The 23,183-nt window shown below is 44.4% G+C and carries 17 protein-coding genes, 1 rRNA gene and 2 pseudogenes; 8 read left to right on the top strand and 12 right to left on the bottom strand.

From position 1 onward, the window contains the following. Positions 1-133 (top strand): annotated as a pseudogene (locus FOR85_RS11440) (IS982 family transposase); the annotation flags it as partial. 108 nt (positions 134-241) lie between these two features. Here the strand turns inward: FOR85_RS11440 and FOR85_RS11445 are convergent. The 3 genes from FOR85_RS11445 to recG all read right to left on the bottom strand — a co-directional run bounded on the left by FOR85_RS11445 (position 242) and on the right by recG (position 7,379). Further along, positions 242-3,340 carry an efflux RND transporter permease subunit gene (locus FOR85_RS11445; RefSeq protein WP_144298011.1) on the bottom strand — a complete coding sequence of 1,033 codons (3,099 nt, stop codon included), beginning with the start codon at positions 3,338-3,340 and terminating at the stop codon, positions 242-244. Beyond that, positions 3,337-4,671, bottom strand: a complete 1,335-nt coding sequence (locus tag FOR85_RS11450) for an efflux RND transporter periplasmic adaptor subunit (protein ID WP_144298012.1) — start codon at positions 4,669-4,671, stop codon at positions 3,337-3,339. The genes FOR85_RS11445 and FOR85_RS11450 overlap by 4 nt, the downstream gene beginning before the upstream one ends. Positions 4,672-5,063: 392 nt before the next feature. After that, positions 5,064-7,379 (bottom strand): ATP-dependent DNA helicase RecG, encoded by a 2,316-nt coding sequence (gene recG / locus FOR85_RS11455; protein ID WP_144298013.1) that lies wholly within the window; start codon positions 7,377-7,379, stop codon positions 5,064-5,066. A gap of 218 nt (positions 7,380-7,597) precedes the next feature. Here recG and FOR85_RS11460 point away from each other — a divergent pair, with 218 nt between their 5' ends. Beyond that, on the top strand, positions 7,598-8,647 hold the full coding sequence (locus FOR85_RS11460) for a patatin-like phospholipase family protein (RefSeq protein WP_144298014.1): 1,050 nt from the start codon (positions 7,598-7,600) through the stop codon (positions 8,645-8,647). A 143-nt stretch (positions 8,648-8,790) separates the two neighbouring features. Here FOR85_RS11460 and FOR85_RS11465 read toward each other — a convergent pair whose 3' ends face one another. Next, positions 8,791-9,378 carry a hypothetical protein gene (locus tag FOR85_RS11465; RefSeq protein ID WP_144298015.1) on the bottom strand — a complete coding sequence of 196 codons (588 nt, stop codon included), beginning with the start codon at positions 9,376-9,378 and terminating at the stop codon, positions 8,791-8,793. Between the two features lie 329 nt (positions 9,379-9,707). Between FOR85_RS11465 and argA the strand changes: the two genes are divergently transcribed. Continuing rightward, on the top strand, positions 9,708-11,030 hold the full coding sequence (gene argA, locus FOR85_RS11470) for an amino-acid N-acetyltransferase (protein WP_144298016.1): 1,323 nt from the start codon (positions 9,708-9,710) through the stop codon (positions 11,028-11,030). Positions 11,031-11,198: 168 nt separating this feature from the next. On the opposite strand, the gene FOR85_RS11475 is transcribed toward argA, so the two are convergent. Next, positions 11,199-11,930 carry an FKBP-type peptidyl-prolyl cis-trans isomerase gene (locus FOR85_RS11475; RefSeq protein WP_144298017.1) on the bottom strand — a complete coding sequence of 244 codons (732 nt, stop codon included), beginning with the start codon at positions 11,928-11,930 and terminating at the stop codon, positions 11,199-11,201. Between the two features lie 415 nt (positions 11,931-12,345). On the opposite strand from FOR85_RS11475, the gene FOR85_RS11480 reads away from it, so the two are divergent. Further along, on the top strand, positions 12,346-14,097 hold the full coding sequence (locus FOR85_RS11480) for a mechanosensitive ion channel (RefSeq protein ID WP_144298018.1): 1,752 nt from the start codon (positions 12,346-12,348) through the stop codon (positions 14,095-14,097). Here FOR85_RS11480 and FOR85_RS11485 read toward each other — a convergent pair. Further along, positions 14,071-15,306, bottom strand: coding sequence for a hypothetical protein (locus FOR85_RS11485; protein WP_144298019.1), 1,236 nt, complete (start codon positions 15,304-15,306; stop codon positions 14,071-14,073). The two genes, FOR85_RS11480 and FOR85_RS11485, sit on opposite strands and share 27 nt — an antisense overlap. A 243-nt stretch (positions 15,307-15,549) precedes the next feature. On the opposite strand from FOR85_RS11485, the gene FOR85_RS11490 reads away from it, so the two are divergent. Further along, entirely contained in the window at positions 15,550-16,332 is a 783-nt protein-coding gene (locus tag FOR85_RS11490) for an SDR family NAD(P)-dependent oxidoreductase (RefSeq protein WP_144298020.1), read from the top strand. A gap of 122 nt (positions 16,333-16,454) precedes the next feature. Here FOR85_RS11490 and FOR85_RS11495 read toward each other — a convergent pair whose 3' ends face one another. The 3 genes from FOR85_RS11495 to FOR85_RS11505 form a co-directional block, all read right to left on the bottom strand. Further along, complete coding sequence (locus FOR85_RS11495; protein WP_144298021.1) at positions 16,455-17,150, bottom strand: lysophospholipid acyltransferase family protein; 696 nt, start codon at positions 17,148-17,150, stop codon at positions 16,455-16,457. 298 nt (positions 17,151-17,448) lie between these two features. Continuing rightward, entirely contained in the window at positions 17,449-19,332 is a 1,884-nt protein-coding gene (gene parE, locus FOR85_RS11500) for a DNA topoisomerase IV subunit B (protein ID WP_068406145.1), read from the bottom strand. A gap of 110 nt (positions 19,333-19,442) precedes the next feature. Then, positions 19,443-20,108 (bottom strand): YqiA/YcfP family alpha/beta fold hydrolase, encoded by a 666-nt coding sequence (locus FOR85_RS11505; protein ID WP_144298022.1) that lies wholly within the window; start codon positions 20,106-20,108, stop codon positions 19,443-19,445. A gap of 197 nt (positions 20,109-20,305) precedes the next feature. Between FOR85_RS11505 and FOR85_RS11510 the strand changes: the two genes are divergently transcribed. Next, the gene (locus FOR85_RS11510) at positions 20,306-20,566 is read left to right on the top strand and encodes a DUF1289 domain-containing protein (RefSeq protein WP_144298023.1); all 261 of its coding nucleotides are present in this window, start codon (positions 20,306-20,308) and stop codon (positions 20,564-20,566) included. Positions 20,567-20,707: 141 nt separating this feature from the next. After that, positions 20,708-21,163 (top strand): annotated as a pseudogene (locus FOR85_RS11515) (M48 family metallopeptidase); the annotation flags it as partial. 170 nt (positions 21,164-21,333) lie between these two features. On the opposite strand, the gene FOR85_RS11520 reads toward FOR85_RS11515, so the two are convergent. Next, positions 21,334-21,681 carry a hypothetical protein gene (locus FOR85_RS11520; RefSeq protein WP_144298025.1) on the bottom strand — a complete coding sequence of 116 codons (348 nt, stop codon included), beginning with the start codon at positions 21,679-21,681 and terminating at the stop codon, positions 21,334-21,336. Positions 21,682-22,166: 485 nt separating this feature from the next. Between FOR85_RS11520 and FOR85_RS12980 the strand changes: the two genes are divergently transcribed. Further along, on the top strand, positions 22,167-22,508 hold the full coding sequence (locus FOR85_RS12980) for a phage integrase N-terminal SAM-like domain-containing protein (RefSeq protein WP_223808622.1): 342 nt from the start codon (positions 22,167-22,169) through the stop codon (positions 22,506-22,508). 16 nt (positions 22,509-22,524) lie between these two features. Here the strand turns inward: FOR85_RS12980 and FOR85_RS11530 are convergent, their stop codons facing one another. Both FOR85_RS11530 and rrf read right to left on the bottom strand, forming a co-directional pair. Next, positions 22,525-22,833, bottom strand: a complete 309-nt coding sequence (locus tag FOR85_RS11530) for a putative quinol monooxygenase (protein WP_144298026.1) — start codon at positions 22,831-22,833, stop codon at positions 22,525-22,527. A 207-nt stretch (positions 22,834-23,040) separates the two neighbouring features. Further along, positions 23,041-23,155, bottom strand: a 5S ribosomal RNA gene (rrf, locus tag FOR85_RS11535). Positions 23,156-23,183 lie beyond the last annotated feature (28 nt).

Genomic DNA, 23,183 nt, shown 5'->3' on the forward strand with positions numbered 1-23,183 from the left:
GGTACGAGCAAGAGATTTATGGCATTTGTCTCATCGATTGATTCGTAAGATTCTTTCACACAATCTATGCTTTGTACTCAACAAAAAACTTGGTAATCCGCCTCTTCAGTTTGATTTGCTTATTTCAAGTTGAGAGTGGGGTCTATTAATGTATTAAATAAAGTCTCTATTAATAACCTATCTCTTACAATCGTCGGTTCTCGTATTTTATATGCCTGACTTAGAAGCTTTAGCAGAAAAATTATTTTTCAATAACGACGCTTTCCTTCTCTTTACCATGCGGTATCAACCATTTGCCAAACCACCCTGATAAGTCGTCCATCAAGGTATAAACCACCGGAATGACTACGAGGCTTAATAGGGTTGAGGTGGCCAAACCGCCCAATACCGCGGCAGCCATCGGACGACGGAAGGTAGGATCGGCATCTCCCCAACCAAAGACCAATGGCAACATGCCAGCGCCCATCGCAATGGTGGTCATGATAATTGGCCGCGCACGCTTACGACAAGAATCGATAATGGCATCAAAACGCGCCAAACCTCGGCGCTGAGCAATCAATGCGTAATCGACCAACAAGATAGAGTTTTTGGTGGCGATGCCCATCAGCATGATAAAACCAATCATCGATGGCATCGACAGACTACTTTTGGTAATCACTAAGCCGACAAAAGCGCCACCGATAGACAGCGGCAGCGCCATCAAAATGGTAAATGGCTGCAATATCCGCCCAAATAATAAAATCAGCACGCCTAAGATACAGACCACACCGACAGACATCGCAATCACAAAGCCACTAAATAGCTCAGCCATATTCTCGGCTTGTCCTTGGTCAATAATAGTAATAGAGGCCGGCAGCTGCTGCATACTGGGTATGGCTTTAACTGCTTGCACCAAGTCCCCAAGCTCGCCATTGGCAGGCTGCACCGTAATACTAATCGCCCGCTCACGATCAAGGCGGCTGATTTGTGCAGGTCCGGTACCAAAGTTTAACGATGCCACCTCACCTACCCGTACGCCTTGTCCCGGTGGTAAGGCGCTTGGCACATATAAGCCTTCTAATTGACTGACATTTTGTTTGGCAACATCTGGCAGGCGCACCACGATAGGAATCTGGCGTGTATCGAGATTGAGCTTAGATAATCGCTGCTCATAATCACCAACAGTCGCCACACGTAAGGTGGTGGCGATATCTTGCGTGGTCACGCCTTTATCCGCCATCGCCAGTCTGTCTGGAGTTACCGTTAGCTCTTGACGCGGTAGACTGCGGTCACTGGTGACAGCGCCGGCACTTGGTAATGCACGAATCTCTGTCATTATTTGCTGCGCGGTTTGCTCGAGCAGTTGCGGATCAGTACTGGTCAAAGAAAAATTATAACCGGTCTCACCGCCACTCGATAAACCAACCGTAAAGCGTGCGCCGGGTACTTCTGAGAGCATGCTGCTTATCTGCCGTTCAATCTCTTGCTTAGAGGCACGCTCTGCGCGCGGAGCAAGTACGATATCTAAGCCCGCGATATTTTCAGCTTTGCCGCCTGAGCTGGCCTCCATTGCCGCTTGCGCTTCGCCTACCGAGGTAAAAATATGGCTCACTTCAGGCATGACCAATATACGCTCACTAGCCATCGCCGCCACACGTTCGGTATCTTCTAGCGCTACATCTGGGGTTAGCTCAATCTCAACCCGCGTTTGGTCAATATCATTATCAGGAATAAAGGACGTTGGTAGTAATTTTACCAAAGCAAGTGATGCTACAAATAATATTAGCGTCGCACCCATGGTAATCCAGCGATGATGCAGCGTCCAAGAGACCACTTTTAGATACCAATCCATGAGCGCGCTTTGTTTTTCGACATGCTTTTTTTCTGGTCGTAATATATAAGCGGCCATCATCGGGGTGATAAGACGCGCAACCATTAACGACGCAAATATCGATAAGGCGGCAGTCCAACCAAATTGCCGGAAAAACTGCCCGACAATCCCGCCCATAAAAGCTGTCGGTAAAAACACTGCAATTAGGGTAAATGTGGTCGCGACAACGGCTAAACCAATCTCATCAGCTGCTTCCATTGCCGCTTCATAAGGCGTCTTGCCCATGCGCAAATGGCGGATAATGTTTTCAACTTCTACAATCGCATCATCGACCAAGACCCCGATGACCAATGACAGCGCCAATAACGAGATAATATTAAGACTAAATCCGAATAAGTACATCCCTAAAAAAGTAGGAATAACTGACAACGGTAACGCCACGGCCGCCACAAAAGTCGCGCGGATATTGCGTAAAAATAAAAACACCACGACGACTGCAAGTAAACCGCCTTCTATTAGCATGCGTAACGACGCTTGATAATCCTCAGCGATTGGCGTAGCACGATCATAGACTTTTTCAATATCGATATTGCCGACATCGGCTGACAGCTTGGCAAGCTCGGCGTCAACCAGCTCCATCACTTCAACCTCACTGGCACCGCGCGAACGGGTGATATTAAATGCCACCACTGTTTGCCCATCAAGCTTAGCAATCGAGCTTGGGTCAGCAGCGCCATCGGTAATTTGCGCCATACGTCCAAGCGCTTGCGTACCACCTGTCGGTACCGCGACTTGTAAATTGTTTAAATCACTGGCACGTTCAACCGCACCAAGTACCCGAATGGTCTGGGTGGTCTTGCCTACTTCCGCTTCACCGCCTGAGCTGTCTTGTTGAATACCGGTGATTTGTTCTGATAACTGGGCGATAGGATATTTCAAACCGCTCAACGCAATTGGGTCGGCGGCAACGGTGATTTCACGTTGCAAACCACCGATGCGGCTAACGGTACTGACCCCTGGAATATCGGATAAACGCTTGGTGACCGTATCATCGACGAACCAAGATAAGTCCTCGACGTTCATATTGTCAGAGGCAACAGAGTAAGTGACGACGGGAAACCCGGCCGTTGAGACTTTGGTAATGATTGGATCATTGGCCGCAGCTGGCAAATCGCCACGTACCTCACCGACCGCCGAACGTACATCGTCGACTGCTTCTTGTATGTCTTTTTCTAGGACAAACTCGGTGACCATGGTCGCGGCACCCGTTTGTAGGGTGGTACGAATATGCTTAACGCCCTCAATACTGGTGAGCTTATTTTCTATCTTTTTGGCAATGTCGTTTTCGAGCTGCGATGGCGCGGCACCCGGCAAAGTGACGGTGACTACCACCGCTGGCAGGTCAATATCAGGGAATTGCTGCACCTTCATTTGCATAAAACCGTAGATGCCGCCCAAGGTCAGCAGCACAAACAGTAAGATGGCAACCAAAGGATTTCTAATCGAGTAAGCGGAGACATTTAAACTCATGAGCGTGCCTGCGTGGCTGTGCTCGTACTTGCAGTGTTTGCAGCTTTACCAGTTTGGCTGCCTGATGTATCAATGGCGGTATTTAGGCCATCAACCACACGTACCAAGTCGCCGTCGTTTAAAAAGCTACCGCCCTGCTTTACAAGTCGGCTGTCTGCTGATAGTGTCTCCGTTAGTGCCACATTATCACCAAAGCGCTCACCCAAACTCACGCGTTGTTGCTTGATACGGCCAATGTTTTGACCGTCTTGGCTCTTAATATTGGTCACTAGCATCACATAATCATAGCCGTCATTACTGACGATAGCGCTATTGGGCACCGTTTGCGCGCTGGTACTACCCAATAAAAACTCGCCCGTTTGGTACATGCCCGCGCGTACTTTTGAGTTTGGCACAAGGCTAGCATAAATGGTGATTTGGCGATTATCATCAGCCGTTGGCGCAATACGATTAACCTTACCCATAACCGAATCGCCGGCTGGCAAGCTGACGCGCACTGGCGTGCCAACACTGACTTCACCAAGAAGTTTAGGATCGATATCAGCACGCCACTCTAAAATACCGCCTTTAATAATAGTAAATAAAGGCTCACCACCAGCAACCATACCGACTTCCGCCATTTTTTCACTGATGACACCGCTGACCGGCGCAACCACGTTGGCGTTTTTCACACTCAAGCGTTGGGTACTAAGACGCGCTTTCGACGCTTGCAAGGCCGCCTCTGCCTGTAGCTTTGAGGTACGATAGCGATCCGCTTCTTGCCTACTAATGGCATCTATCTCAATTAATGGCAGGACACGAGCGGCATCGGCAGTTGCATTGGCAAGCGTTGCTTCGGCTTCGGCAACATCGGCTTCTGCCTGCAAGACTTGCTGCCGCATGGCATCAGTATCAAATATCGCCAGGACTTGCCCCGCTTTGACCCGATCGCCCTCTTCAACCAACACCTGCTCGATAGCCACACCATTTACTTTAGGGCTGACATTGGCGACATCTTTGGCACTGATGGTGCCGTCAGCGCTTAAGGTATTGCCAATACTGTCTTGGCTTGGCATCACCGTTTCGACCGAAAGCACTGCCTGTTGATTGCTGCTCTCTTTTGGGTCAGCATTTGCGCTTTGTGCCTTGTTAGCCGCTTGTGAATCAACACTCGCATCTTTATCGGCGCCCCAATACTTACCGACCAAAACCCCAATCACAAGGACTACGGCTAATACTGGCAATAACCACCAAGGATATTTCGATGATGATTTGGGCGCACGTGCGTCCGCTTGGCGGTAAGGTGGTAGCTCAGACTCAACTGGCAGCTGGTTGTCTTCAACATCGCTCATGATAACTCTCTGTCAATACAGGCAATTAGAAAGGGTATAAAGTTAGAAAAATTATAGCTAAAAAAGGGGCTATTTATGATTACAATAGTCTATAAATTTATTGAGGATAGCATATATTAAGTCATCATCTTATTTTTATATATCGTGTTTTAGCTTCGTAAGTCTGCTTCTATTAATAAAGGATGGGCGTAAAACTGACCAAGCGAAACGGATAAAAATTACAAATAATCAGAACATCTCGTTAATGAACTTAAATAGTCTGGTATTACCTTCTAACTTCTAGATAGCCTATAAAACCCATAAGAAAAAGCCATTATCTTTAAAAAAATAATGGCTTTTTTAGGAGAGTTGATGACAGAGAATTGGCTCAGTTACTAAGCAAGCGTTAATTATTAAGCATTGGTATAGCGACTGGCTTCTGGCATCCAGCGATGGATAAGTTGGCTGACGTCCGCTTTACGTGTTGGGTCAGAGATAAGATGTTTCGCTAGGCGCTGCGCAATAGCAAATAGTTGCTCATCGCGGATAAGGTCGGCCAAATAATAGCCGACGTTACCGGTTTGACGTTTGCCTAACAGCTCACCGGGGCCGCGTAGCTCCAAGTCTTTTTGCGCAATCACAAAACCGTCGGTGCTGTCACGCAGCACATTTAAGCGCTCCGTACCCGTCTCCGACAGCGGCTTTTGGTATAACAATACGCAGAAGCTTTTGGTCGAACCACGCCCAACCCGCCCGCGCAACTGATGTAGTTGCGATAATCCCAAACGTTCAGCATTCTCAATCACCATGAGTGAGGCATTAGGTACATCAACCCCAACTTCGATAACCGTTGTGGCAATCAATAAATCAAGATTGCCCGCTTTAAACTCTTGCATGATGGCTTGCTTGTCAGCAGATTTCATTTTGCCATGTACCAAGCCAATGCGAATATCTAAGCGCTCATTTAAATCTTCATAAGTCGCTTCTGCTGCTTGCGCATCAAGCACGCTTGATTCTTCTACCAATGAGCAGACCCAATACGCCTGCCTACCTGCTTCACAATTCACTGCAATACGCTCAATGACTTCGTCGCGGCGGTTACGGTCAATCGTCACCGTGGTAATTGGCGTACGCCCCGGAGGCAGCTCATCAATGATGGACGTATCCATATCGCCATACACACTCATCGCCAGCGTCCGCGGTATCGGGGTTGCCGTCATAATCAGCTGATGCGGAGTACTATTGGCCACGCCCTTATTGGTCAAGGCCATTCGCTGCTCAACGCCAAAGCGGTGCTGTTCATCAATAATGACCAAGCCCAATTTAGCAAATTGCACCTGCTCTTGAAATAAGGCATGCGTACCAACTACTATTTGCACCGTATTTTCTGCCACTGCTGCTAACGCTTCACGGCGCTGCTTGGTAGTTTGTTTGCCAGCAAGCCAGCCAACGCCGACCCCTAACGGCTCAAACCAGTTTTTAAAATTAACCAAATGCTGTTCTGCTAAGATTTCCGTCGGTGCCATGACCGCCACTTGCCAGCCACTATCGAGCGCATAGCCCGCCGCCCCCGCCGCGACCAAAGTTTTGCCTGCGCCCACATCGCCTTGTACCAGTCGGAGCATCGGAATAGAAGTCGCCATATCTGCGGTGATGTCTTTCATGACGCGTTGCTGCGCGCCGGTTAAATCAAACGGTAATGCAGCAAATAGCTTATCGGCAAGCGGGCTATTCATCGTACATTTGGGGGCTTTATGCTGATGCAATTGCTGACGGCGGTATAACAGACTAAGTTGATGCGCGGTTAATTCTTCAATGATTAAACGCTGACAGGCAGCATGAGTGCGGGCGCTTAGTTGCGTAAGCAGCTGATATTGTCGACCTGCATCGGTATAAGTCGGCGGCGTATGCAGCAATACCAAGGCTTCAAATATCGTTAGGTTATAAACGTTTTGATTAGCCATGTCATTAACTGCAGTTGTGTTGCCAATATTACTTATTGAATTGTCAGGCACACGACGCGCAAGGGCTGAGAATATATCGTCTGGAAAATCATCGTCTGCCATTGCCAGTTTAGCAGGCTCAAAAGGTGCTAACGGTAAATCAGCGACCACAGCAAAGTCAGCAGGCGTAAACAAGGTCATCGGTAGACCTTGGGTGCGCACCGTTTGCAGCGCAAGCTTAATTAGCGTACGCAGCTTATTTTGATGTAAGCCTTTCACGCTCGGATAAATCGGCTGTAACCCTGTATTGACGATGGCTTCATTGCTACTGATCACTTGGTATTCAGGATGATGTATCTGCTTACCGTAACGACTGACCTTTACTTCGCCAAATAATTGTAGCTGCGTGCCAAGACTCATCGTTTGCGCAAGGCCGCGATACACCTTAAAGAAACGCAGCGACAGGGTACCAGTCTCATCATCGACCACCACTGTCATACCACTACGCTTGGTATCGACATGCACCACCCGTCCTGTAATCAAGGCAGCTTGCCCATGCGCCACATCGGCTATCGATACCAATCGGCTACGATCTTCATAATCACGCGGTAGATGCAGCAGCAAATCAAAAATGCGCTCGATACCTAACTGGGACAATTGCTCCGCCACTTTTGGCCCCACGCCCGCCAGTGCCGTCACCGGCATATCAAGCGCGGAAACGGGCATCTCAGGCCTTATAGCGTCTGCTGAGTTCAAGGTAGGAGTGCGGCTAACCGATGTGGGCATCAATAATCCTAATGATGGTTATGATTTAACGTATATTTGGTCTTATAAAAGCTATAATCATCAACCTCTATAAAATATTTAATCATGATGATTATAACTGACAAGCGACTTGCCTATGCTAAGCTATTTAACGATATGGCGTCTAGCTGATTTCTCAGTAAGCGACTGATGAATGGCTTATCGTATACCTCTTTATTGCTCTATGGTGATTTTCGCATATGTTTTTATCTACTCATTATAATAGCTATCGTCATTTATCATTCTTGCTGCGATTTAGTATGCTTGGCATATTGGGCGTGTTTATTAGTGCTTGCCAAAGTTTACCATCAGTTACTAAAACCGGCGCACCTATAGAAAACCAGCCAAAGGTCGCCTTAGTCTTAGGCGGCGGCGGTGCCAAGGGCTTTGCCCATATTGGCGTCATTAAAGCCTTAGAAGAAAACGGTATCACGCCAACGCTAGTGGTCGGTACCAGTGTCGGCAGTCTGATTGGCAGCTTATATGCCAGTGGCTATAACGCCAAGCAGCTTGAGCGCTTAGCGTTAAATACTTCTGACAGTGAACTAACAGATTTCACTTTATCCAATCAAGGCTTTATCGAGGGTATTAAGCTAAAAAACTTTATTAATGCAAAAGTTGGCGGACGCGCTATAGAAAATTTTCCAATATCTTTTGCCGCCGTCGCTGCCGAAAAACACACGCTAAAAAAGGCCGTTTTTAGCAGTGGCGATGCCGGACTTGCGGTGCAAGCATCTTGCAGCGTACCCAATATTTTTATCGCGCCGCGCATTCCTGAAAAGATTGGTAAAAAATATGTCGATGGTGGCGTGGTCAGCTTAGTACCAGTCGACACCGCCCGTGATTTAGGGGCCGATATTATCATCGCCGTTGATGTGACAGCGGCGAATGCTAATAGTCCTGCTAATAATAAGATACCGACTATCAATTCATTAAGTAGTTTTTGGGGTTTTCTTGAAAGCAATATCGTCACCAATTTTTCTAACGCAACCAATGTTACGAGTGTTAGCCAAGCAAGCACCAAGCGTTCGACAGCAATGCGCCGTGAACGTGAGCGCGCTGATATTATTATTATCCCCGATATCGGTCATATTAGCTCGCTAGATACCAGCCAACGACGCGCGCTAATGACAGCTGGTATGCAAGCCACTACCCCGCAAATTGCTGCCATTAAACAGCTTATAAAAGACAAAGCCCAGCAAGAAAAAGGTCTTGTAGAAAAGCCGCCAAGTAAATATGCCACGCTTTAATTTCAAAAGCACATTCAGCTGGTAAAAGCCATTTTACCAAATCTGAGTTAGTAAGTTGTTTATAAAAAAAGCACCACAGCCTAGACCTTAGACTGTGGTGCTTTTCGATTCGGCAGGCATTAGATAAATATCAAAAAACAGACTTATTTAACGCGTGCACGATATTTAACCACGACGGTATCATTCAAACCAACGCCTTCTAAATCCCAACGTACCGCTTTATAGTATTTTAACGGAATTTCTTGCAATTGATTATCAACCTTACCGCGTAATGGCATACGGGCAAAGGTGTTGCCGTCAGCACTACCATAAGGGAAGTCAGGAGAAACGGCACGTAGCAATTCTACTTGCTCAGGAATACTCATAGTGACGGTCATTTTACGTACGCGATCAGCATTGGTATTAGTAAAGTAGCCTTGATATTCTAAGACATTCCCTGACTGCAGGCGCGTATTGGCATTGACTGGAACCAGTACTTCCTGACCATTTGCATCAACACTAATCAATGAGGCGGTGATTTTACTATTGACCGCTTGCGCCGTTGAAGTGCTGACTGGGTTGGCATTCGACTGGATTGCCACTGAATTATCAACGGCTTGCTCTGGCGTTGGCAGCATTGCTGAAGCCTGCGTCACTGCCATCACGCCAACGAGCGTACCAGCGACAACATGAAATAAGCGGTGGCCGCTCCACGCACTGAATGGGTTTGCAAAATGGTTACTTTTCTTCATGACATTCATTATCCCTAGTTAATGTATCGGTAAAACAGTATAGCGGTAAAACAATTTGTTAATAAAGCGTCGGTCAACAACATGGTTATTTTTATCAATTATCTGCGTAAGCTGGTGCTAAAGCAATAGCGCTTAGCATAACAAAAAGCGTTTGGCGGTACACCAATCCCGTGTTGAGGTTGTGTATATCATCTATTTGCTACCAAGATTCATTAAAGTGGCTAAAATAAAAGATAGCTCATAACGGTGTTTTTTGCTATGGTAATTCATTAGCGACACGCTTTTGCTGTCACGCTCTTTTTCTTATTCTAACAACTATTGCACCCATTATGACTACTAGCGCCATGCCACAAATTAATCCTGAATACGTACACTGGTTCCGCAACTCTGCCCCTTACATTAACACCCATCGCGGTAAGACTTTCGTGATTATGTTTGGCGGTGAGGCGGTCAATCATCCCAATTTCAGTACCTTGATTCATGACTTTGCTTTATTGCATAGCTTGGGTATCAAACTGGTACTGGTACACGGCGCGCGACCGCAAATCGAAAAAAACCTCAAAGATGCGCAGATTACTTCTCCCTTACATAAAGATATTCGCGTGACCCCGCGCGTTGCTATGCCCGCTATCTTACAAGCGGTTGGTGCAATTCGTTTGCAAATCGAAGCCCAACTGTCGATGGGCTTAGCAAACTCACCCATGTACGGCTCGCGTATTGACGCGGTTTCGGGCAACTTTGTCACCGCCCGTCCTTATGGAATACGTGACGGTGTTGATTATCAGATGACTGGTGAGGTGCGCTCAATCGATGTCGAAGCCATTAAAAATAACCTGTTACATGACCATATTGTGATTTTAGGCTCGATGGGTTATTCAGCAACGGGTGAAGTTTTCAACTTATTGGCGGAAGATGTAGCGCTTAGTGCTGCTGTGGCGCTCGGTGCTGATAAGCTGATATTCTTAGGCGAAGAAGCCGGCATCAATCATGACGACCGTTTATTACGTGAGATGATTCCAAATGAAGTCGATCGCTTCTTACGCGATCGTGACTTAAATTGCGAGATTAATTACTTCTTAAGCTGTGCTAGCAATGCCTGCCGTCAAGGCGTACATCGTACCCATATCATCTCTTATGCCAAAAATGGCGCGTTACTCGAAGAGCTGTTTACCCGTGATGGTTCTGGCACCTTGATTAGCCATGACCCGTATGAAGAGATTCGCCGTGCTGATATTGACGATGTGGTTGGACTGCTTGAGCTACTAACCCCGCTAGAACAACAAGGTATCTTAGTCAGCCGCTCGCGCGAGCGCTTAGAACAAGAGATTGATCACTATAGCGTCATTGAGCGTGATGGTATGATTTTGGGTTGTGCCGCGCTTTATCCACTGGATGCAGATTCAGCGGAAGTGGCTTGTGTAGCGGTGCATCCTGAATACCGTAGTGGCAGCCGCGGTGCTGACCTGCTGGCGTTTTTGGAGCAACAAGCGCGCAGCCATGGTTTGCATAAGTTGTTCGTCCTGACCACTCGTACTGCACATTGGTTTGTCGAGCAAGGTTTTGCGGAAATTGATGCTGCTGCTTTACCGGAGGCGCGCCGTGAAAAATACAATAACGGTCGCAATTCTAAAGTGTTCCAAAAGACTTTATAATTCAAAATAACTTTATAAGCCGCGAGTTAATTGGTTAGCTAGCCCTTCATTCATTAATCAATTGATAACCTTTAACTACCGCGCATAAAAAGGCCCTCATATATGATGAGGGCTTTTTTATTGTCTTTAACCGCTTTAAATTTAAAGGGTGAAAAATCTGGTAACGCCTTATTTTACTTTTAATAGCTCAACGGTAAAGATAAGGGTGCTGTTTGGCTCGATACCAGCATTACCCGCTTCGCCATAAGCGATATCAGATGGGATATAGAATTCGTATTTGCCGCCCTCTTTCATCAACTGTAGACCTTCTGTCCAGCCAGCGATGACTTGGTTAAGTGGGAATTCAATTGGCTCACCGCGCTCATACGAGCTATCAAATACCGTACCATCAAGCAATTTGCCTTCGTAGTTGACTTCGACCACGTCAGTCGCTTTTGGCGACTTGCCAGTACCAGCGGTCAATACTTTATATTGTAAGCCAGAAGCGGTGGTTTTCACGCCTTCTTTTTTACCATTTTCTGCTAAGAATGCCGTACCTTTGGTTTTGTTATCTTCAGCTTTGCCTTCCATCTCTTTGACGAACTTTTCTTCTTGTTCTTTTTGATAAGTCATCAACACTTCTTGCATTTGCTCTTGCGTCAATGCTGAGTCCTTACCTTCGTAGCCATCGCGGAAGCCTTTTTCAAAGGTATCAAGGTTCAGATCGCCGACCGCTTCTTTATTACCTTCTGCCATCATATAACCCAAGCTGTAACCCACTTTTTCATTGGCTGGGCTTTTTTCAGTCACTGAAACGCTTTTGCTGGCGCTTTCTTTATTGCCATTACTAGCATTACAGCCGGTAACTAATAACATCGCACTAGCAAGGGCACTAATGCTTAAGGTAGTAATTTTTTTCATAGAATACTCTCAAATTGTAAGGATAGTGGCGAGATGTCACATTCTTCTATCATAGCAAATCTTAGTTTTAGGAGCTACGATTCCCTTGAAATTATCGGTCAAATGTACAGTCTGTGTTAATATTTGCCGCCAAATTAACAACTTATCACACAACTATAGTAAGCCGTTAAGCTTTCTGTCTTTAAATACCTCATTACATCAGCTAAACTAAATTGGTTAAAGTAAGAAGTAACAGAACGTAGATTTTGTTAACAATCTGCACAGAATGTTAGTAGGGTCTTATAAAAAACACTTCTTGAATAATATCAATTAAAAATATTAATAATTAGGTATGGGTTCGTTACCAATAATCAGGCTTATATTGTAGAGCAGAGATTATTTGATAAGGAATGCATGATCATTAAAGGAGGACAGGATGAATCCAATGTATACATCGTTCAACGGTTATCTGGGTGGCCCTATTGGTTCCATCATCGGCGCTATTTTAATTTTTATCATTGGTTGGCTTGTGGCACTGGGTATCGCTGCCCTTGTACGTGGTGTGTTGTCAAAAGTAAATCTTAACCAACGCATGAATTCTTCAACCGGTAAAAGCTACGATTTAGAAGGCATTATCTCAAAAATCGTCTTTTGGTTTATTTTTATCATTGCGATTTCAGGCGCGCTAAGTCAGCTGAATCTAAATTCTATCTCAGCGCCTTTCGCTAATATGGTCAATCAAGTCTTGACCTTTATTCCAAACCTTATCGCCGCGATTGCTGTTGGTGTGATTGGTTGGGTCATTGCGACCGTTGCGCGTACTGCCATTAACGCAGCATTAGCAAAAACATCAATGGATGAGCGTTTAAGTGCCAAAGCTGGCGTAAAACCAATGAGCAGCACCATTGCTGATATGGTTTACTGGTTCATCCTTTTGGTTGTATTGACCATGGTACTTGGTCAGTTAGAGCTTGATGGTTTATTTGCGCCATTGACCAATATGGTTGATAAAATCTTTAGCTTTATTCCTAATATTCTTATTGCTGGTGTGGTCTTCGTGGTGGGTTATATCATCGCCAAAGTCGTACGCGGCATTGTGACCAACTTAGTTTCTACTTTCGATGTACAGAAGCTTGCATCAAAAGCAGGTCTAAGCGAACAAAACAGCTTGCCTAATATCGCAGGTTCATTAGCGTTTTTAGTGGTTATCATCCCAACGATTATTGCCGCTTTAAATGCGCTAAAAATCGATGTGATTGCGCGCCCTGCAACCAACATGCTGAACAAAATCATGGAAGCGTTGCCAAATATATTTATGGCAGCAGCGATTTTAATCGTGACCTTCTATGTGGTACGTATGGTCGCTAACATCATCAAAGGTTTGATCGAAAATACTCAAATCAACCAATTACCTGCGAAAGTTGGTCTGCAAGAAACCATGGGTGATAAGAAGATTTCTGATCTTGTCAGTTATGCGATTATCTTCTTTGCCATGTTATTTGCTGCTATCGCTGCCGCTGATCTATTAGGTTTCGAGCCTATCTCAGCCATCATCGCTATGTTTATTGCTTTTGGTGCCAATATTATTTTAGGCGCAATCATTCTGTTCATTGGTTTTTGGCTTGCCAACATCATCGCTGGGGTCGTTGAGCGCTCTGAACAAGGTTCGCAGTTCTTAGCAAATATCGTACGTGTCTTAATCATGGGCCTAGTACTGGCGATGGGTTTAAAAGCGATGGGTATCGCTGATTCTATCGTTAACTTAGCATTCGGTCTAACCTTAGGTGCGGTTGCGGTTGCATTTGCCCTATCATTTGGTCTTGGCGGTCAAGAAGCAGCTGCTCGCTTCCTCCGTAAAATGCAAGATAAGATGGACAGAGAACGTGACGAAGCAAAAGCCAAATCTGCTCTAACACCAAACTCATCGACGCAAGATAAAGTTGCCGCGTCAGTGCGTGAGAATACGCCAACGGCTAAGCCTGCGACTACGTCAACTCCTGATATTCATACCGATATCGTTGATACAACACGAGTGAATACGGACACTATCAATACTTCTGACATCAACAACACTGCCAATACTAACGTAAATAACAACGTTAATGATGGTAGTATCACTGATGATGATATTGCTAACAATAACATCCTGCCTGGTAGCGGTTTATACGACGATACCAATAATAAATAAGCAATGATTATATTTTAAGTACAAAAAAGACAGCCTAGGCTGTCTTTTTTTATACGCGTTTATAAATATTTCTAACGAGGTATAGTGAGTGAAAAGCAATATCGATACATCATTCACTGCTGATATCAATTTTTCTTGCTTGCTGTGCCTGCGCAGACAGAGGCTACAAAAAACTGATATCAGCATATAATGCCGACCTAAAGACTCATAAGAATGATGATGGACGACATAGCCTTGTTCTCGTAATTGCTGTTGTTGTTTGGGATGTTTATACAAGGTACCAATCAGCTCATGGCGTGAAAACAAAGACTCATCGAGTATTTGCTGCTGCCAATATGCAAGATTTATTGCCGAGAAATCTTGCTTATTCTTTTTTTGCCCATTATCGCTATACCGCTTTAACATTTGGCTAATCATTTGCGACCATAACACAGCCGCTTGCGCCATACGCTGCTGATACATTTGGCTGGTGGTACTCTGACTTTTTTGCGCTAGTGCCATCGCAATCAAGGCGGAATTTGGCTTATCTTGCATCTTATATTTAATCAGCGCGTTGTCTATAGCGATAGCTTGCGCAAATACGGCAGGGTTATTTAGGAAATCAGCAATCATCGCCTCTTCAGACTTAAGACTATCTATACGGCTATTATCAGTATGTTGCCACTGCCCTAAACGATATTGTAAAAATCGCCATAGCTCGCATGGCGTATGTAATGCCCTTAATATCAATTGCCAATCATGCCAGCCAAACAGCTGCAATGGCAGTTCGCTTGCATGTATTTCTGAACTTAAACCGTCTATAAACGCATTGCTAATAAGGTTATTTTTTACACGTTTACTTGTGTTCTGATAAATGTTTCTAAATTGAATATCAAAAACCGCAGCATAGGTCGTCGCTTCTATCTTATCTTTGTACCTAGTTAAATAGTCGTTGCGCCATGCCGAAATCGATTCAATAGCCGTTTTACGTACGTTTTCAATATGTCCTGCAACAATATCTTCAGGTAAATAAATGCTTAGATTTAATAGCTGCAACTGACCTAGGGGCAATTTATAGTCATATTTTTGCGCCTTATATTGGCCGTTATAACTAGTGACAAGCGCTTGAATAGTAGGCAGTTCAATCTCTAATACTTCTGATTGCAGGTAACAGGCTAACTCATCGCCAAGATAACCTTCATCAGATATCACCGTAGTCAAATTGGACACAGCCGCAACCTTTTCTTATTAAATAAATATAGCAATGTATACCTTGTCATAACTTTTAGCGATAAACTGAACAACATAAACGCCATTATACCTAGTCGCATTCATCGCAGTGAGTTGTTATGATGACATAAAAGCTAGCAGCTTTGCACCGCGTTTACTGGGCTATAAATTGCCATCACATTTGGCTTGCTTAATATTTTCATTTATATAATAACACTCGTATGATAACAAGGACTGAACATCATGAAACGCTTTAAAGAAAAAACCGTCATCGTCACAGGCGCAGGCTCTGGTATCGGCCGCGCAACCGCCATTCGTTTTGCTCAAGAAGGCGCCAATGTGGTGTTAGTTGGACGCACCGCTGCCACCCTAGAGGAAACAGCAAAAGCGTTCCCACAAGATCGCACTTGGATTCATACTGATAATTTTTTGACCGTCGTCTGTGATATTAGCGTAGAGGCTCAAGTACAAGAAATGATGAAAAGAGTCGTCGATAAATTTGGCAAAATTGATGTCTTGGTAAACAATGCCGGCAAAGCCATGCAAGGCAAAATTACTGAGCTGTCTTCTGAAGATTGGAAATTGGCGATTGATGTCAATTTAAATGGCACTTTTTATGTCTGTCAGGCTGCCATGCCGCATTTGATTGCAAGTAAAGGCAATATAGTCAATGTCTCGTCGCTTTCTGGCGTCGGTGGCGATTGGAATATGGCGGCTTATAATGCGGCCAAAGCCGGTATCAGCAACCTAACGCGTACGCTCGCGCTAGACCACGGCGCCGATGGCGTACGCGTCAACGCTGTCAATCCAAGCGTGACAGCAACTGAGATGACTACCGCTATTCAAGACAACGACAGCAAGACTGATAAATTCTTAGACCGCTGCCCCCTTAAGCGAATGGCGAAACCAGAAGATATCGCCGCTACCATTACTTTTTTAGCCAGTGACGACGCCGCTATGATTACCGGTGTTAATTTGCCTGTTGATGGCGGAGTCAGTGCCTCTAATGGGCAACCGCATTTTTAGTAGCCAATCACCTACTAGAACCATTTAATAGCAAACTTAAATATTTAACATTAAAAAAGCCTCTGATAGTTGGGCTATCAGAGGCTTTTTGATTGCAATCGTTATTAAAAATTATAAAAGCGTTAGTCAGCTAAATGATTGATATCCTGTAGTGGCTGCGATAATCGCTCAGGATATCGCGGTACAACGCCGCGATACTGCGCATATATTTTTGGCAAATCGACGTCGATATCTCCTGTCGGATAGACGAGCGACATAAAGCGTATTTCTTTGGTTTTATAGTCCATCGCTACGGGTAAAATCGGCACGCCGGCACCTAATGCCAAATAATAAAAGCCAGTCTTCCAGTCTTTGGTATATTGGCGCGTCCCTTCTGGCGCTAAGCCTAAAAATAGCGGTTTGCCAGTTTTAAATTTATCAATACTCGCCTGCAGCACCGAGCCTTTATTACCACGGTCAATAGGAATGACGCCAATCCACTTTAACAGCTGTGCAAACACCGGCACTTTAAACAGCGTATGCTTACCCATGATGCTAATTTTTAAATCTAGAGCAAATAAGCTTGGTATCGCATAAATACCATCGACGTTGGAGGTATGCGGCAGCGCCAAAACCACCGCCTGCGGGATATTTGGAATCTCGCCCACGGTACGCCAGCCTGCTGCTTTTAACAATGCCGAGCCAATCTTTGGCGCAAACTTATTACCACGTTTTGGTACTAAATCACCTAACTGCTTTTTGCTCAAACTTGGTAGTACTTTTGAGCGCGTAGGATTAGAAGCAGCCGCTTTAGAACGCTTAAAAAATTTTGATGTCATGACGGCACCATATAGTAAAAGATACCTCTATAATACCATTAAGCGTCTGCTACTACATTGAATTTTATAGGCTATTATCACCTACCAGCTCACTTTTTTATCTACTTATATATAGTGAGCGAAAAGTAATATCGTTAGATCGCGCACTGCTGATATCAATTTTTTTTGCTTTCTGTTCTTACGCAGACAGAGGCTACAAAAAATTGATAACAGCAATACCGTAACGTTTTTAGAATATTTTGACTATACCTAAAATATAAGAATAAAAAGTAAAGCACACAAATCTATAAAGCAGCTATCAGATAACTGCTAAATTACCTTTATGCTCAAGCCATGACTTACGATCAGACGCGCGTTTTTTGGCGAGCAGCATATCCATGACACTATTGGTCAATATCATATCGTCCATATCTAGCTGTACCAATCGGCGGGTATCGCGGTTCATGGTGGTCTCGCGCAGCTGTTCGGCACTCATTTCACCCAAACCTTTAAAGCGCGTAATTTGGGCTTTTTTATTGCCCGGTACATTGGCCAATATGTGTTCAAGCTCAGATTCATCTAACGCATAATGTACTTCTTTACCGACATCAACGCGGTACAGCGGCGGCATCGCGACAAATAAATGACCTGCATCAACTAAAGCGGGAAAATGCTTAACAAACAGGGCACAAATAAGCGTGGCAATATGGAGACCATCAGAGTCAGCATCAGCCAAAATACATATCTTGTCATAGCGCAGCTCAGATAAATCATCCGACGCTGGATCAACCCCAATGGCGATGGCAATATCATGAATCTCTTGGCTTGATAATACCGTATCTGACGACACTTCCCACGTATTTAAAATCTTACCGCGCAATGGCAATATCGCTTGATAGTGACGGTCGCGCGCTTGCTTGGCACTACCGCCTGCCGAGTCCCCTTCAACCAAAAATAGCTCTGCGCCGTCACGTAAATCACCGCGACAATCCGCCAACTTCCCAGGCAATGCAGGCCCTTGAGTGATTTTTTTACGCGCCACTTTTTTGGCTGATTTTAGGCGGCGACCGGCTTTATTAATCGCCAATTCTGCAATCTGTGTGCCCATCTCGGCATGTTGATTGAGCCACAAACTAAAAGCATCTTTTGCTAGTGTTTGTACCGCGCCTGCCGCTTCACGACTAGAAAGCCGCTCTTTGGTTTGACCAGAAAACTGCGGCTCAGAAAACTTGAGCGACAAGATATAATTGACGCCGTCCCAGACATCTTCGGCTGTTAATTTAACATTACGAGGCAGTAGATTATGGATATCGCAAAACTCACGTAGGGCCTCTAAAATACCAGTACGTAAGCCATTAACATGCGTACCGCCCTGTGCGGTTGGGATAAGATTGACATAGCTTTCTTGAATCGGCGTGCCACCATCCGGCAACCAAGACAAAGCAAAGGTGATAGCCGCACGCTCACCAGCTTTCGCCTCATGATTGTAATAAAATGGTGCTTCTGGTAAGGTTTCTAAACCATCTAGCTGCTCGTTTAGATACTCAACCACCCCATCGGTAAATTGCCAAACCACTTTTTCATTATTGATATCATCGACAAACTCAATTGTCAGACCAGCGGCTAGAACCGCTTTGGCTTTTAGATTGTGTTTCAGCTGCTTAACGTTAAACTTTGGCGTATCAAAGAAACTACCATCGGCCCAAAACTTAACTCTAGTGCCACGCTTACGTTTATTGGAGCTGACCGTTTCGGTTAAAGAGGTGACCGCTGCGCCATTCTCAAAGGCCATCTCGAACTGCGTACTATCGCGCCAAACCGTTACTTCAACTCGCGTTGATAACGCGTTGACGACAGAGATACCCACACCATGCAAACCGCCCGACACCTCATAGTTGGAAGTTGAAAACTTACCACCCGCATGCAAACGGGTCAAAATCAGCTCAATACCTGATTGGCCAAATTCAGGATGGATATCAGTTGGCATACCGCGGCCATCATCTTCGACCGATAGCGAGCCGTCACTATGCAGCTGCACCTTGATGGTTTTCGCATAACCCGCCAACGCTTCGTCGACTGAGTTATCAATGACCTCTTGGGCTAAATGATTGGGGCGCGTGGTGTCGGTGTACATCCCAGGGCGACGGCGGACAGGCTCCAGCCCTTCTAAAACTTCTAACGATTGCGCATTATATTGACTCACAAATGCATCCTTAATTATTCATGTGCGATTAATTCTATTAACCCATTATAACGAAAAATAGTAGCCTTAAGGTCAATACTCATTTGCTTACGTCAGATAATGTCGTTTAGTTAAATCCGTGTGAGACTTTGCAGCATCTCAATCACCGTAGGTAATTGCACAATAAAGTCACTAAAGCGATGATCGCCGCCCGTTTGCATCGTTACGCTTGCTCCTTGTGTTTGATAAAACTGTTTAGATAATTCAGGATTAAGCAGCTCATCTCCTTCCTTAATGAGAACAGCAATTTTATTAGGATAATTAACGGTTGATAGTTGGTGCGCTGCAAACCATTGCAAATCTGTTCGAGTAATATCCCAACCGCCCGCTGTTGCATGAATAACCTGCTTGCCCAAATCCTCGTCTTTAACATTGTTTTTTAGCGCAAAATCTTTGGCAAACCGCTGCAAAGTAATATGGGGCTGGATGCTTGGATTTAATAATAGCGCTGGGCAACCGGTATGATTGCTAACCACCGTAGAAAAATAACCGCCCAATGAGCTACCGACCAGTACGGTATGAGAAGATTTATTTGGCTTATCTTGCGCCTTTTTATTTTGACCGTCTAAACGTTCAATTAACGAGAGTATTTGCTTAAAAACTTGCTCAGGGGTCTTGTTCAAATCTGGTCGTAATACCTTGATATCGGGATGATACTTTTGGCAATAATCCTCCAATAATTTGCCTTTCGTAGAGTTGGCATCACTGTCTAAGCCATGGATATAAATAATATTCACGTAGAATCTCACTGATTGGTTTTGTTATGATTGCTGTATATGGCGGTGCAAAACTTAGCATAGCACTGACGCCACAAAAACAGTAACGATAAAATGGCACAGTATTATTCGCTATTTGCGCCATAATAGTATTTACGATGAGACGAGACAAGCAATCGGGCACATTAAAGGAATAACGTAATAGCGATGGAGCCGCCATGAATCAGCAGTTTGAACTGTTCGAGATTGCCAATCCATGCATTGGTGTTTGCCAAAGCAATAAAAAGGGCTACTGCTTTGGCTGCCTGCGTAGCCGTCCTGAGCGCCAGCTATGGCATGAGATGACGACCGAACAGCGCCGCGAAGTACTAAGGCTTATAGCAGGGCGTCGGCAACGTATCGAGCAGCTGCGACAGCGTAAAGGCGAGCAATTGGGCTTTGATTTTGATGAACCAATAAAGACAGGAAGATTATTTTAACAAAAATGAGAGGTTAATATATACTTAATATTACAAGGTAGTAATGTAAAAAAACTACATAGTATCCTATTGAAATTTATTTTATTATCACTATATACAAATAAATGAATATTTATAAACCAAATGGTTTTTAAGGATAATATAATGAATCATACCGGCATTATTGATCGTTTAAATTTAACTGACGATGAAATTGCTGCCATTATGGGGCATGAGATGGCACATGCCTTACGTGAGCATGGCCGCGAGCGAGCGTCCCGCAGTGGCGCCACACAACTGGGCTTGAGTGTCTTGGCATCAGCAATCGGCCTAACTGAAGGTCAAACTCAAATTGCAGGTATGGCAACACAGCTTGGACTTGACTTGCCGTTTAACCGTGGTCAAGAAAGTGAAGCCGACTCTCTTGGATTAGAACTAATGGCACGTGCTGGTTATAATCCACAAGCTGCGATTAGCTTATGGAATAAAATGTCGGCTGCCAGTAAAGGCGAGCCACCACAGTTTCTAAGCACTCACCCTGGCGCACAAAACCGTATCCGCACTTTACAAAGCTTAATGCCTAAAGTCGTGCCGTTGTATCAACAAAGCCGCCGCTAGTTTAAACTAGTATTCATAAAGAAACACCGTTAAAAAAAGAGCCTATTAATCGGCTCTTTTTTGCTCAATTGATGTTTTTATTTCGTCTTGATGCATTCTTTTATCCGAATATTTCTGCCTAACGCCTGAGTTAAGCCGCGCTGCGTAGTGGCGTCGGCTTGAACGAATTGTTAGGCAGGAGGCCCTAGCGCACGGCGGAGATTGGAAGGTAAGCGCTGTTGACCGTCTGATCCAAGTTCAGCATCATCAAACGCCATGTACACCCCCCACATAAACTCGGGGATTCGGTTGTTGCATATTGCATAGCCAGCAAGATTGTTTATAGCCACGTCTGTTTCTTCGAACGACCCTTCACCAGATAAGAATTTTTCTGCGATAAGCCTGGCAAGAGAGTCAACAAGTTCTGATTTTTCTGCAATTGAATAGACATCGATCACTTTCGAAAATCGGTTAATGAACTCGTCATCTGGTCTAGGGTGCAGGCAGATTTTGTAAAGAGTATCGAGGATGTTCGTCATGCTGCCTAACGCCTGAGTTAAGCCGCGCTGCGTAGTGGCACGGCGTTGTGCTAGAAGCTAGCACAAAAGGCCGGGCCACGAAGCGGCGTCGGCTTGAACGAATTGTTAGACCGCGCAGAGTGTTTATTGCTCATGCTCTTGATCTGCAACTAATAGTCCACTGATCTTTTCAAAGCAACGGCCAGATGGCCATATAACATCAACCATATCTAGATCAGAAATATCAAATGGTGGTTCGACAACCTCGCCAACTCCTTGTCCTCGTCCCCATGAGTCGAATGCGTTAGGTTCCCAAGTGTTGGGATTTTTTCGAACTAAGGTTCCAACAACGATTGCTGAAGTCATTGGCTGCGCGGACTAACTACAGTTATACGGCGAATTTGCCGCATAACCAAAATGAATTTGCAACATAACTATTTTGACATCCTATATTATTCTCGCTATATCCCAAACACCTTAAAGCGTAAAAACATATTTGTCAAATTATGATAATTCAAAATAATAGCCATACACAATCACCCAAACTATTAGAACAAGTTGCTTATACAGCACGATACAGACATTTAAGCCTATCAACAGAAAGAGCTTATATCCAATGGATTAAACGCTATATCCTTTATCATAACAAACAACACCCGTGCACCTTGAATGAAACACATATAAAAAGTTATCTGGCATTTTTAGTGAATAATAACGGCATAAGCAAATCAACCCACAAACAAGCACTCAGTGCACTACTTTTTCTTTACCACGATATATTAAATATTACCCTGCCATATATTGATGACATATACTCTCTCATGAGTAACACATGCGACCATCAGTAGTGGTTTGAATAACTTATTATATAACCTTAACCCATTGTGGAGTTAAAGAAATAATTTGAGGATCATTCTCTAGTAAATGACGACTCTCTATTAGATAGGTCTGATAACTTGGATGTAATAGAAAGTCTTTAGCAGCTTGTTCGGATTCATAGACCTGAAAAGCATAAATTGAATTAACGTTATTATTGTCAAAATTATAGAAATACGCGAGATGACCAGCGTTATCTTGAATGGCCGAGGCCATATATTTCAACCAAATAGCTTTTACTTCATCACGTTTTTCTGGTTTTGTTTGGTGAATAATCAAAAGAGCATTTGAGACCATGTTGATATTTTCCTAATAGGTTGCATTGATAATTTAATATCTACTCAATATGATTATCTCAAAATTCTTGATGTTTTAACAGCCTAAACAACATGATTACGACACATAATGTCGCATTATCACCATTCCTTATTACTGTTAGAAATAAAATTCTAAGTAACAAAAAACACCCCAACCTCTTTCGAGACTGGGGTGTTTTAATTTAAAAGCTGACGATGACCTACTCTCACATGGCCGGGGCCACACTACCATTGGCGCGATGATGTTTCACTTCTGAGTTCGGGAAGGGATCAGGTGGTGCCATCATGCTATTGTCGTCAGCAAAGGGGGTTAGATATGAGTCTGTGTGT

Source organism: Psychrobacter sp. YGAH215 (genome assembly GCF_007280595.1).
Taxonomy (GTDB): Bacteria; Pseudomonadota; Gammaproteobacteria; order Pseudomonadales; family Moraxellaceae; genus Psychrobacter; species Psychrobacter faecalis.